General features: G+C 63.6%; 12 protein-coding genes. 6 read left to right on the top strand and 6 right to left on the bottom strand.

Annotated features, from left to right (window positions below):
- Position 1: 1 nt before the first annotated feature.
- From K3152_RS00915 to K3152_RS14235, 3 genes are read left to right on the top strand one after another with little or no spacing between them, the layout of a single operon-like run.
- Entirely contained in the window at positions 2-1,240 is a 1,239-nt protein-coding gene (locus K3152_RS00915; protein ID WP_221572232.1) for a DUF3089 domain-containing protein, read from the top strand.
- Positions 1,219-1,707, top strand: a complete 489-nt coding sequence (ruvX, locus tag K3152_RS00910; protein ID WP_221572231.1) for a Holliday junction resolvase RuvX — start codon at positions 1,219-1,221, stop codon at positions 1,705-1,707. Before K3152_RS00915 ends, ruvX begins: the two co-directional genes overlap by 22 nt.
- Positions 1,708-1,723: 16 nt before the next feature.
- A complete protein-coding gene (locus K3152_RS14235) occupies positions 1,724-1,858 on the top strand; it encodes a hypothetical protein (protein ID WP_282098329.1) in 135 nt (44 codons plus the stop codon).
- Here the strand turns inward: K3152_RS14235 and K3152_RS00905 are convergent.
- From K3152_RS00905 to K3152_RS00895, 3 genes are read right to left on the bottom strand one after another with little or no spacing between them, the layout of a single operon-like run.
- Positions 1,855-2,754, bottom strand: a complete 900-nt coding sequence (locus K3152_RS00905; RefSeq protein WP_221572230.1) for a transposase — start codon at positions 2,752-2,754, stop codon at positions 1,855-1,857. The genes K3152_RS14235 and K3152_RS00905 overlap by 4 nt on opposite strands.
- Positions 2,742-3,704, bottom strand: coding sequence for a hypothetical protein (locus K3152_RS00900; RefSeq protein WP_221572229.1), 963 nt, complete (start codon positions 3,702-3,704; stop codon positions 2,742-2,744). Before K3152_RS00900 ends, K3152_RS00905 begins: the two co-directional genes overlap by 13 nt.
- Before the next feature lie 15 nt (positions 3,705-3,719).
- Positions 3,720-3,881, bottom strand: a complete 162-nt coding sequence (locus tag K3152_RS00895; protein WP_221572228.1) for a hypothetical protein — start codon at positions 3,879-3,881, stop codon at positions 3,720-3,722.
- A 99-nt stretch (positions 3,882-3,980) separates the two neighbouring features.
- On the opposite strand from K3152_RS00895, the gene K3152_RS00890 reads away from it, so the two are divergent.
- Entirely contained in the window at positions 3,981-4,475 is a 495-nt protein-coding gene (locus K3152_RS00890; RefSeq protein WP_247713097.1) for a PaaI family thioesterase, read from the top strand.
- Complete coding sequence (locus tag K3152_RS00885; protein ID WP_221572227.1) at positions 4,468-4,881, top strand: PaaI family thioesterase; 414 nt, start codon at positions 4,468-4,470, stop codon at positions 4,879-4,881. Before K3152_RS00890 ends, K3152_RS00885 begins: the two co-directional genes overlap by 8 nt.
- Here K3152_RS00885 and K3152_RS00880 read toward each other — a convergent pair.
- Both K3152_RS00880 and K3152_RS00875 read right to left on the bottom strand, forming a co-directional pair.
- The gene (locus K3152_RS00880) at positions 4,878-7,088 is read right to left on the bottom strand and encodes a transglycosylase domain-containing protein (RefSeq protein WP_221572226.1); all 2,211 of its coding nucleotides are present in this window, start codon (positions 7,086-7,088) and stop codon (positions 4,878-4,880) included. The genes K3152_RS00885 and K3152_RS00880 overlap by 4 nt on opposite strands.
- A gap of 50 nt (positions 7,089-7,138) precedes the next feature.
- A complete protein-coding gene (locus K3152_RS00875) occupies positions 7,139-8,131 on the bottom strand; it encodes an AAA family ATPase (protein WP_221572225.1) in 993 nt (330 codons plus the stop codon).
- Positions 8,132-8,236: 105 nt separating this feature from the next.
- On the opposite strand from K3152_RS00875, the gene K3152_RS00870 reads away from it, so the two are divergent.
- The gene (locus K3152_RS00870) at positions 8,237-9,031 is read left to right on the top strand and encodes an oxygenase MpaB family protein (protein WP_345719745.1); all 795 of its coding nucleotides are present in this window, start codon (positions 8,237-8,239) and stop codon (positions 9,029-9,031) included.
- A 44-nt stretch (positions 9,032-9,075) separates the two neighbouring features.
- Here K3152_RS00870 and K3152_RS00865 read toward each other — a convergent pair whose 3' ends face one another.
- On the bottom strand, positions 9,076-11,766 hold the full coding sequence (locus K3152_RS00865; RefSeq protein ID WP_221572223.1) for a calcium-binding protein: 2,691 nt from the start codon (positions 11,764-11,766) through the stop codon (positions 9,076-9,078).
- Positions 11,767-11,780: the final 14 nt, after the last annotated feature.

The following is an 11,780-nucleotide window of genomic DNA, read 5'->3' as shown; positions in this document are numbered from 1 at the left end:
CATGGCCCGCAAGTTCCTTTACCTCGTGGCGGTGGTCATCGTCCTCGTAATCATCGGCATGATCGCCTTGAGCATCTGGTCACGCGAAGCGACCGAGATCGCCTTCGTCCCGCGCGGCGAATTCGTCGAGCAGGAAGCGCTTGCCGCCAACGCCTATGAAGACCCTGACATGTGGTATTCGCGCCCCGGCCTCGGCACGAACGACCCCTCGCGCTACCAGCCTGCCATCGCGCAGCCCGCCTCGGACCCGGCAGATCAGGCCCCCTCGCCCGACAGCCCCGCGGCCGAGCAAAGCCTCGACGAACCGGGGATGATGGATACCAAAGGCTCGATAGCAGGCGAGATGGCCGATGCGCAGGCGACACCCGGTTTCGCCGTCTTTTTCGTGCCGCCGACGAGCTTCCTCAAGGCAGGCGGCACAGAGTGGAACGCCGCGCTGGACGATGCCGCTACCAACAGCCGCGCGCGCACCTTCCTGCGCGGGCTGGCCAGCCCCTTCAACCGGGCCGATGAGATCTGGGCGCCGAAATACCGCCAGGCGGCCGCCGGTGCCTTCCTTACCGACAAGCCCGAAGCGCAGCGGGCGATCGATGCCGCATATGCGGATGTGCTCCAGGCCTTCGACTACTTCCTCGAGAGCGTCGACGAGGGCAAACCCATCGTGCTTGCCGGACACAGCCAGGGCGCCAATCACGTTCTGCGCCTGCTGATGGACCGGGCCGAAGCTGCCGGCATTACCGAGCGCATCGTGGCGGTCTACGCGATCGGCTGGCCCATTTCGGTCGAACACGACCTGCCTGCCCTGCCCCTGCCTGCCTGCGCCTCGGCGCAGCAGGCCGGTTGCATTATCGCCTATTCAGCCTTCAGCGATGGCGGCGACCCCGAATTCATCAAGCGCCGTTACGAAGCCACGCCCGGGCTGGACGGAGCCCCGCGTGGCGATGGCCCGATCCTTTGCGTCAATCCCCTGACAGGCAGCACCGGCGGTTCGGCCCCGGCTTCGGCCAATCTCGGCACGTTGAAGCCAAGCGCCGACCTCGCCTCGGGCGAACTTGTGCCAGGAGCGATCCCGGCCCGTTGCAACGAAGATGGCCTCCTCCTTATCGGCGACCCGCCGCAATTGGGCGAGGGCGTGCTGCCCGGCGGCAATTACCATGTCTACGACATCCCGCTGTTCTGGAAGAACCTGCAGGAAGACGTCCTCAAGCGCGTGAATGCATGGACGAGCACAGCCGCCTGATCACCGACAACGCGCTCGAATATGGCGATGCGCTGCCCGAGGGCGGCGTGTTGCTCGGGCTCGACCTCGGCACCAAGACCATCGGTGTGGCCACCTGCGATGCGGGCTGGCGCTATGCCACTGCTGGCAAGACCATAGAGCGCAGCAAGTTTACCAAGGATTGCGGGAAATTGCGCGAAATCGTCACCGCCCGCTCAGTCGCAGGCGTGGTCATCGGCCTTCCCCGGAATATGGACGGAACCGAGGGCCCGCGCGCCCAGGCGAGCCGTGCATACGCCAGGAATCTTTCCCAAGCGCTTGAACTGCCGATACTTCTATGGGACGAAAGGTGGTCGACATCGTCTGCCGATGCAGCGATGATCGGCCAGGACATGAGCCGCGCAAAGCGGGCCGAAAAGATAGACAGCCACGCGGCTGCAATCATCCTGCAAGGCGCCATAGACGCGCTGGCGGGAGGCGGATTTTGAGGAGAGGGTCGCCACAATGCTCGATATGGAAAACCGCACGGATGCGATATCCGGCCGCCGTCGCGCAGGAATGAAAGCGCTTGCCGGGCAATTGCTCGGCGTGACGCTGGTCGCCCTGCTGCTCGTAATGACGATTGCGGTCCTGTTCTAGGCCGCTTCCAGCGCCGCGCGCCTCGCTGCGGCTTCCTTCGCAACCATCAGGCTTCCCGACAGCTCGGCCTCGCGCCAAAGCGCGTCGCGCTGCTCGCCCGAGACCAGCCCGCTACGCGCCTCGAAACTCGCAAGCCGCAACCTGTCACTCGGGTGGGCACGCCCTGCCCATGTTGCGAAGTCCAACGCTTCCGCGCCGCCCAATCCCACCGCGCAGCGCAGGAAACACTCGGTTGAGGTCGGGTTGAGCACGCCGGTCACGGCATTGCTGTCGAGGTCGAAGCCGTACTGGTCGTACCACCCCTGCGCGGGGTCTATGTGCATGATATTCAACGAAACCGACATGGAGGACGGCGGCAGCTGCGAATGCACGTCGCGGTGCGCGCGGTAGAGCATGAGCTTGCCTTCGGAGAGGTTGCTGCGCTCGACGAAGCGAAGGTCCGCAATCTCTCCGCGCCAGCCCGCGACCTCCTCATAGTCATATTCGAAATAGTCGCTGCCGTAGCCTGGGCCGAAATAGCCCGCGGTCAGGAAAGCGAAATTGTGGTCGTGCGGGATACCGTAAACGAAGGCGTCCGCGCCGCTCGCAGCATAGCTGCTCTCGTCCTCGCTCGGCCAGATATTGGCGCGCAGGAAGCTGTTGCCCCGCATGCGCGAGAGGACGATGGATTGCGGGCCATACCCGCTGTCGAGCGTGCTTTCGCGAAAGCGGGACTTCAATTGTTCGATGAGCAAATCGCCGAGGAAATCGCGGTTGTTGGCCAGCCGCTTCAAGGCGACTGCACCGCATGCAAGTGCATCCACGCAGGCCGGGTCGAAAGGCGTCTCGTCGAGCATGGCAAGGCAGTCGCCGATACCATGGGCGTGTGTTTCTTCGCTTTCTATCAGGCGGGGCATGCTTCGGCGCTCCTTTCGAGCAATTGGGGATAGGCCTCGGCCAGCTGCGCCCGCAGCGCTCCGGCAGGTACGGCGAGCGGGTCAGCCGGGCCGGCAGCCACGCGGCACAAGGCATCGAAACCTGCGCCGCTGTCGAGCGCGAGGCATTCGCGAAGGCTCTGCCAGCGGATATGCGCGCTGCCCTCGCCCGCGAGTTCGGCAAGCACGGGGGCGGCGTCTTTTCGACCCATGCGCCCGAGCAGCGCCATCGCCATCTCCCGGCGGCTCTCCTCGCGGCTGCCGCTCGCGCGGTGGATGAGACGGCCGTCATCGAGTGCATATTGCCGCGTCTCTTTCGGGTTCTCGTCTGTCCTGGCGATGCGCAGCATGACGAGGCGGCCATGGACGCGCTCGACCAGCCGCGTCTCGCCAGGGCCGGTGCAACGCAGCGTATCTGAGGCCACCACGCGCCGTGTGGTGCAGTCGATAGCCGCATGGGTGGCATTTTCTTCGAGCAGTTCAAGGTGCCTCACATCCGCCGCACCGGCGAGCACCACCTCGTGCAAGTCACCGCTTGCAAATCCGGCGGAGGCCGAGGGCTGGTCGAACTCTTCATAGGTGATCAGCGTCAGCCCCGCGCGCCCCGAACGCATCAGTTCGAGCGTCGAGAAATGGCCGGACTTCTGGTGACGGAAGGGGATCTGCCCGAGCGGCGCTTCGGCGAGCGCCGCCGTCATCGGCCTCATCATCGCATCGACGAACGAATGCGCCTCGCCTTGCTGCTCCACGAGATTGCGCAAGGCCTCGAGTTCGGCGAACTTCGCGCCCCGACCATATTCGGCCAGCGCAGCCCGGACCGGCGCGGCCTCCCCAGCCAGCCACTCGTCGCGAATGCCTTCCAGCCTCAGCTGGACAGCACGCTGCGAGGCGGGGTCGCCCCGCAGCGTGGCCAATTGCGGATCGATACGCATCGTCCCGCTCGTCCCCTAGAAAAGCGTCTCGGTGGGCGCGATTTCGTAGAGGTAGACCATGATGACCACGATGCGGTCGTCCACGGTCGGGCCGCCCTCTGCGGACAGCGACCCGAACAGGCCGGTGGCAATGTCGAGGCCGGGCAGGCTGGCAAGGTCGATCTTTGGCAGATCCATATGTTTTCTCCCTTATTTGGAGGGAGTGCGACCCCGTGCCACGCTCCCCGGCGCGCTTGCTGCCAAGCTGCGGGCGGGCAATCGAATTAAAAGATTGTAATGGCAGGGAACCGGGCGCTATCGGCGCTCTCGACCATGAGCGAACAAGCAGCATTCGACCCGAAGACGGCCACGCCGTTCCTAACGAGCCGCGGGCACCCCGGTTTCCTCGGCATGCGCTATTCCGACCATGGCAACGACTGGGTGGAACTGGAGTTGCCGTGGCGCGAGGACCTGATTGGCGACGAGGGGCAGCACGTGCTTGCATCCGGCCCCATCCTCAGCCTGATGGACATGGCCAGCGGCCTCGCCATCTGGAAAGCGATGGACAAGTTCCAGGCGATTGCCACGCTCGACCTGCGCGTCGATTACGTCCGCCCAGCGCGTGAAGGCGCCGCCGTCTTCGGCCGCTCGCAATGCTACCGGCTCACCCGCAGCGCCGCTTTTGTCCGCGGCCTTGCACATGATGGCGATGTCGACGACCCGGTCGCGCATATCCAGGCGGTCTTCATGAAAATCGGCGGCGGTCCGAAGCGGGAGCTGCCCGGTGGCTGAGCATCCCGACATCGTCCTCCTCACCCCCTATGCCCGCTCGCTCGGCATCGAACTGAGCGAATGGGAAGACGGCGTGCCTGTCATGCGGGTCGAATTCGTCGAGGCGGTCGAAGGGCGCCCTGAGCATTTCCACGGCGGGGCGACGGGCGGATTGCTGGAGACCGCAGGCTATGCCGCGCTGCGCGCCGAGCTGGCGGAGCGCGGGCGTGATGCGGTGCTCAAGCCGATCAACATCACCGTGCAATACCTTTCGGCGGGCAAGTCGCAGGCGAGCTTTGCCAAGGGCCGCGTGACCAAGCTGGGCCGCCGCAGCGCCAACCTCACCGTCGAAGCGTGGCAGGACGACCGCACGCGTCCGATAGCGACCGCAGTGATGAACGTGTTCATGGGCGAGCCCGAAGACTAACCCGGACCAGTCCGTCCCTCGCGTTCGAGCTGGCGGCGGATTTCCTCGTACCGCCGCTCTTCCGCTTCCTCGCGGCGTTCTTCGGCTCGGCGACGCGCTTCCTCGATGGCCGCTTCGTCCACGCCGATGCCGTCCTCGCCGAGCCGGATTTCGACCGGAATACCGTCGATTTCAGTGCTGAAGACAGCCTCGCCATCACGGATGCGGATGCGCGAATTGCCGTCGCCGATGGGAATGTCGCCCAGGTCGGGGACGTCGAGCGGTTCGACCGGACCGCCCGGGTCGGGAATGTCGGTTGGCGCAGGAGCTTTGGGAGCAGCCTGCGCACCCAGCGCCTGGCTCATGAAATCGCGCCAGATGCGCGCAGGGAGGCCGCCTCCGGAAATCCCTTTCAGCGGTGAATTGTCATCATTGCCAATCCACACGCCGACCACGAGGTCCCCAGCATAGCCCACGAATAGCGCGTCGCGATTGTCCTGCGTCGTGCCGGTCTTGCCGAAGGCGGGCATGGAAAGCTTGGCACTGCGGCCAGTACCCCCATCGATGACACCTGCCAGAAGCCGGTCCATCTTGCGGCTGGTCGAGCCAGAAAAGCTCGAAGGGCCATCGACCAGGCTCTCGAACCAGCCACGTTCGGGTGTCGCAAACGCACGCGGCTCGACCGGATAGGCATTGCCCGCCACCCCGGCATAGGCTGCGGTCAGTTCGAGCAGGCTCATGGTCGAGGTGCCGAGCGCCATGCTCGGGTCGCCCTTGGTCAGCGGCGAGGTGACGCCGAGGTCGCGCGCGGCATCGATAACTTTCTCGCTGCCGACTTCGCCGAACAGGCGCACGGCAGCAACATTGCTCGACTGGGCGAAGGCCTGTTCCAGCGTCAGGCTGTCCGAATAGCGCCCACCCGAGTTTTCGGGGCGATACCCGCCCTGCTCGATCTTCGCATTGCTGATGCGGTCGTCGGGGCTCCACCCGTCGCGCATCGCGGCAAGGTAGACGAAGAGCTTGAAGGTCGAGCCCGGCTGGCGCTTGGCCATGGTGGCGCGGTTGAAGGGTGATTTCTCATAATCCTTGCCGCCAATCATGGCGACGACCTCGCCATTGGTGCGCATGGCGACGAGCGCCACCTGAGCCTCTCCCAGCGGTGCGCGGCTGGTCACGCGGCGCGCGATATTCTGCAAGCGCGCGTCAAGCGTCGTGGTAAGCGTCTGGCGCGCATAGCCCGTTTCCGACATCTGGCGCGCATTGGGCAGCGCCCAGTCGGCGAAATAGGTGCCGGTGGGAAGGTCGCTCTTCAGCCGCACATCGAGCGCCGGCGCGCGCATCGCCTTTGCCTCAGCCTCGGTGATATAGCCTGCAGCCACCATCGACTGGACCACCAACTGCATGCGCTTTTCCGCGCGGTCGTAATGGCGCGTCGGCGCATAGCGTGAAGGTGCCTGCAACAGGCCCGCCAGCATCGCCGCCTGGTTGGGCAGCAGGTTCTCCGGCTTGCGGTAGAAGTAGTGCAGACTCGCCGCGCGAAGGCCGTACACATTGTCGCCGAAATAGGCGTTCGAGAGATAGCGCTCGAGGATTTCGTCCTTGGTCAGCCACGCTTCCAGCCAGAAGGCTATCAGCGCCTCGCGCGCCTTGCGGGTCATGGTCCGCTCGGGCGTGAGGAAGGTGAATTTCGCCAGCTGCTGGGTGATGGTCGAACCACCACCGGTTCCCGTGAAGGCAGCGCGCGCGATACCGCGCGGGTCGACGCCCCAATGGTCGTAGAAGCGCCGGTCCTCGATGGCGAGGAAAGCCTCGACCACATGCGGCGGAAGCGTGTCGATATCGACCGGCTCGTCCACCACCGCCCCGTTGCGCGCAATCGGAGTGCCATCCGATGCCAGAAGGGTGATTTGCGGCGGTGCAATAGGTTCAAGCGACTTGTTGAGCGGCGCGGTGATCGCCAGCCACGCAACCAGCACGATGAACAGCGCGATCATGGCCGCAATGATGCGGACCACCCACCAGCGCTTGCGGCGACCGAACCAGTGTTCCTTCTGCCACCATTTCTGGCGGCGGCGTTCTTCTGCGCGCACCGCATGGTCGATTTCGTCGAGCCGGTCGTCCCAGCTATCATCGTCGTCCCAGTCGTCGGCGAGCGAATAATAGCCGCGATGGCCCGAAGGTTCGGGCTCGGGACGGTTGCGGCGGAAGATGGAATCGAGAACGCCCATGGACCTACTGTGCTACACGAATAACACAGTCATGCATAGGCCTTCCAACCTTAACTCTTCCCGACCACGCTTTCGGGCAGGTCTTCACCGAAGACGCGCTGGTAGTACTCTGCCACGAGCATGCGCTCTTCCTCGTCGCACTTGTTGAGGAAGGAGAGGCGGAAGGCAAAGCCCACATCCTTGAAGATGGCGTAGTTCTGCGCCCAGGTGATGACCGTACGCGGGCTCATCACGGTCGAGATATCGCCATTGATGAAGCCCTGCCGGGACAGGTCGGCGACCTTGATCATGTCGGCAAGGATCTTCGGGTCGGTATCGGGGTTCTTCGCCTCGACGATCTGCTGCTCGGTCTCGGCAGGCAGGTAGTTCAGCGCAGTGACGATGTTCCAGCGGTCCATCTGGCCCTGGTTGATGGCCTGCGTGCCGTGATAAAGCCCGGAAGTATCGCCGAGGCCGACAGTGTTGGCTGTGGCGAAGAGGCGGAAATGCGGATCGGGCCGGATCACGCGGTTCTGGTCGAGCAGCGTCAGCTTGCCCTGCTGTTCGAGCACGCGCTGGATGACGAACATCACGTCGGGGCGGCCCGCATCATATTCGTCAAACACCAGCGCGACCGGGTGCTGGAGCGCCCAGGGCAGCAGGCCTTCGCGGAATTCGGTGACCTGCAGGCCGTCGCGCAGCACGATGGCATCGCGCCCGACGAGGTCGATACGGCTGATATGCGCGTCGAGGTTGATGCGGATACACGGCCAGTTGAGGCGCGCTGCGACCTGTTCGATGTGGGTCGACTTACCCGTGCCGTGATAGCCCTGCACCATCACGCGGCGGTCATGCGCGAAGCCGGCGAGGATGGCGAGCGTGGTGTCCGCATCGAACACATAGGCCTCGTCGAGGTCGGGCGTGCGCGGGTCCGGCTTGGAAAAAGCGGGCACCTTCCAGTCGATATCGATACCGAAAGTCTCACGCACATCGACTTCGATGTCGGGCGCGGGAAGGACGGTCTTGGCGGAAGGTTCGAAGGTCTTGTCGGTCATTTCGTTCATCGCATGCGCGACCTAGGCATTTATCTCGTGAACGCCAAGCCTATATTGGCCCTTGTGAGTCGCCCCGACCCTCTCGAATTTCTTCGCCAACGCATAGTCGGCACGGTGAGAGCCACCTTCAACGAGGGCGATGCGAACGCACAGCCGCGCGGCGTGTCGGACGAGGCATTGTTCGAAAAGGATACGCCCATCCGCATGGTCCACGCCGATATCGTGGGCATGATGGTCGGCGGTATTCGCGGGTTGTTCCTCCAGATGCTCCACCCGCATGCGCTGCAGGGTGTGCTCGATTTTTCGAACTTCCGCAGCGACATGCATGGGCGCCTGTCGCGCACCGCCCACTTCATCACCGACACGACCTTCGCCCACCGCGACATCGCGATGGAATCGATTGAGCGGGTCAACCGCATCCATCGCAGTGTAAAAGGCGTGCTGCCCGACGGCTCGCCCTATTCCGCCACCGACCCTCGCACGCTGGCCTGGGTCCACGTGGCCGAGGCGACCAGCTTCCTCGCAGGCTACATGCGCGTGACGAGACCCGATATGCCGGGCCACGAGCAGGACGAATATTACCGCCAGTTTGCCGTCGTCGCGGCGGTGCTGGGGGCGGACCCCATTCCCACCAACCGGCGAGAGGCGGAACTGATCTTCCGCGAACTGCGCGAGGATTTGTCCACCAGCCCGCAGGCGCGCGAGGTCGCGGAATTCGTGGTGAGCATCAAACCCGAAGGCGCGCCGCCCGCACTGCAGAAGGCCATCGTCGCCGAGAGCATCGCGCTGCTGCCGCCCTTCGCCCGCTCGATGCTGGGGCTGGAGCGCCCGGGCCTCGGAGCCATCCCTGCCCGCGCCGCTGCATGGGGTGCGGCCAAGACGCTGCGCTGGGCCTTTCGCCAGAGCTGACATGGCAAGCAAGGGCCGCCACCGTGCGCGGCCCCGTGCCAATCTTAGAGGACGAAGTCTCCCACAGTCAGGTCATGGATACCTTTGAGCATGATTGTGAAGTCGGCCGCGCCATCGCCATCGGTATCGCCAGCAAGATAGGTGTTCTCGCCAAGTACGTAGGCGCGCAATTCCCCGGCAGTGCCGCTGAAACGGGCGCTAGCGATGAATGTAAATGCATCGTCGGTCTCGCCGGACACGGCATCAATTGCCGACAGGTCGATGATATCGCCTTCTGCCTGCGAGAAATCGATGATGATGTCGGCATTGCCCTTCCATTTGCCGCTGTGGCCCTCTTCGAAAAGGAAGGTGTCGGCACCCGTGCCGCCGGTCAGACGGTCACGCCCCCAGCTGCCGGTAAGAACGTCGTCGCCAGCGCCGCCGAGGAGCGTGTCGTTCTGCGCCCCGCCATGCAGCCAGTCATTGTCATCACCACCGTCAATCGTGTCGCGGCCGTTGGAACCCAGCAACATATCGTCGCCAGCCTCGCCATGGAGCACATCGTCACCCGCCTGCCCGAAGATGCGATCCATTTCGGCACCACCCCATGCAGTATCGGCATCATTGCCGCCGTAAATGCGGTCGACGCCGTCCTCGCCGTGCAGGGTATCGGCTCCGGCATTGCCCTTCATCAGGTCCCCGCCATTACCGCCCCAAAGCGTATCGTCGCCGTCTCCGCCGAGCATGCTGTCCCAGCCCGCCCCGCCATGAAGCGTGTCGTTGCCACCCTCGCCGTCGAGAACGTCGCCTGCTCCGGCACCATATATGAGGTCATTACCGCTGCCGCCGAGTATGGTGTTGGCGACGTCGTTACCGGCAAGGGAATCGTCGTATCTCGAACCGACGAGGTTCTCGATAGAGATGAAGGTGCCATAGTAACCGTATTCAGAAGTCTTCTGCTCTCCAACAAGAGCGAGGTCGACCGTCAGGTCGTAAGGGTTGTTCTTCGAATAATCGACCGTATCGATTCCATTACCGCCATCGAAGGTTTCGCGGCCCCAACCAGCGAAAATAATATCCCAGCCATTGCCGCCATGGATGGTATTCATGCCGCTACCACCTGACAGCTGGTCATTGCCAAGGCCACCGAAGAGCGTGTCGTCACCTCCCTGGCCATCGAGCACGTCGTCCCCCAGGCCGCCCGTCAGGATATCTGCTCCCGAACCTGACTGGATGAAATCGTCTCCCGCGCCGCCATCGATGGTGTCGTCGCTGGAGCCTGAAATGACGCTGTCGGCAAGGTCTCCGCCCGTCAGGGTCAGCTGGGCATCGACAGTCGTATAGAGATTATACTCGTGATAGTTGATTTGCTCGAAACCCGAGAACGACAGGCTACCTGCCGTCTGGGTGGCAGAGCTGGTCAGGTCGATAGTGATTTGTCCGGTGACATTGCTCACCCGCAGATTGAGCACATCGGTTCCCGCGCCACCTTCAGCAATGTAATCATCCGACAAGGCCGAGATGGTGTCGTCGCCATCGCCGCCGGACAGGTAGTCGCTGCCCAGTCCGCCATGGATGGTATCGTTTCCGGCATCGCCGTAAATTTCGTCGAAGCCATCGCCGCCATCGATGTAATCGTCGCCCGATGCCCCGACCAGCAGGTCATTGCCCGCCGCGCCGAGGAGGCGGTCGTCATATTCTCCGGCAACGATGAAGTCATCGGCATCGCCGCCATCGAACACCAGCCGCTCGATGTTCCGGATACCCAGCCCGTTGGAACTGCTGAAACGTGTCGGGTCGGAAATGTCGAAGTTGTAGCCCTGCGTCGAACCACTGACATCGAGTTCAAGCGTATCGATTCCTTCGCCGCCATCCATCCGGCCCGCAGTCGAAATATCTGCCTGCCAGCCGTTGTCGTAATAATGGCGCGAGGTGACGAGCACATCGTCGCCAGAGCCGCCATATAGATTGTCCGTACCGCGCCCTGCGACAAGCCGGTCGTTGCCGTCATCGCCGTAGAGGTTGTCGTTTCCGACGCCACCGTCGATGAGATCTTCGCCCGACCCGCCATAGGCCGTATCGTCACCGGCATCGCTGATAATGAGATCGTCGTCGGCACCGCCCGAGATCGTATCGTTGCCGTCTCCGCCGTAAAGCTCGTCATTCCCGGCCCCGCCGGTCAGGCTGTCGTTACCCCCGGCGGTTGTGATGACATCGTCATAAGCGCCGCCCGTGATGATGTCGCGGTTGTCGCCGCCGGTGTAGAGGATCCGCTCGATACCGGTAAACGTGGTCCCGTTCGCGGTGAAAGAGGCGTCCGGGTCGGCGATGGATATCGTGATATCGAAAGTGACCCCCAGCCGCTCGATTTCCGCCGTGTCGATGCCGGCGCCGCCGTCCAGGACCTGGTCGAAAGTGGTCTGGTAAACCCAATACGCCTCATCGACGGTCCAGTCGTCCCAGACATAATATTCGTTGGTGCTGAAAATGTGGTCGTCGCCATCACCGCCATAAACCTGGTCCACATCGCGACCTCCGTCGAGCATGTCATTACCCGAACCGCCATAGATCACGTCATTGCCGGTCCAGCCGTGAACTTCGTCCGCCCCAGCGCCGCCATCTACTACATCCGCTCCTGCTTCGCCGTTGAGATAGTCGCCACCCTCCAGACCGCCGAGCACGTCATCACCATCGCGGCCCAGCAAACGGTCAGCATGGCTACCGCCCGTCAGGTTGTTCGCGTACTGATCGCCCAATAGCTCGTACGACT

The sequence above is a fragment of the Qipengyuania polymorpha genome (assembly GCF_019711435.1).
GTDB classification, from domain to species: Bacteria; Pseudomonadota; Alphaproteobacteria; order Sphingomonadales; family Sphingomonadaceae; genus Qipengyuania; species Qipengyuania polymorpha.
This window is presented reverse-complemented; position numbering and strand designations above follow the sequence as displayed.

Excerpts from the sequence above, each read along its gene's own strand:
- K3152_RS00915 (WP_221572232.1), top strand. The coding sequence starts at position 2 with ATGGCCCGCAAGTTCCTTTACCTCGTGGCGGTGGTCATCGTCCTCGTA.
- ruvX (WP_221572231.1), top strand. The coding sequence starts at position 1,219 with ATGGACGAGCACAGCCGCCTGATCACCGACAACGCGCTCGAATATGGC.
- K3152_RS14235 (WP_282098329.1), top strand. The coding sequence starts at position 1,724 with ATGCTCGATATGGAAAACCGCACGGATGCGATATCCGGCCGCCGTCGC.
- K3152_RS00905 (WP_221572230.1), bottom strand. The coding sequence starts at position 2,754 with ATGCCCCGCCTGATAGAAAGCGAAGAAACACACGCCCATGGTATCGGC.
- K3152_RS00900 (WP_221572229.1), bottom strand. The coding sequence starts at position 3,704 with ATGCGTATCGATCCGCAATTGGCCACGCTGCGGGGCGACCCCGCCTCG.
- K3152_RS00895 (WP_221572228.1), bottom strand. The coding sequence starts at position 3,881 with ATGGATCTGCCAAAGATCGACCTTGCCAGCCTGCCCGGCCTCGACATT.
- K3152_RS00890 (WP_247713097.1), top strand. The coding sequence starts at position 3,981 with ATGGCAGGGAACCGGGCGCTATCGGCGCTCTCGACCATGAGCGAACAA.
- K3152_RS00880 (WP_221572226.1), bottom strand. The coding sequence starts at position 7,088 with ATGGGCGTTCTCGATTCCATCTTCCGCCGCAACCGTCCCGAGCCCGAA.
- K3152_RS00875 (WP_221572225.1), bottom strand. The coding sequence starts at position 8,131 with ATGAACGAAATGACCGACAAGACCTTCGAACCTTCCGCCAAGACCGTC.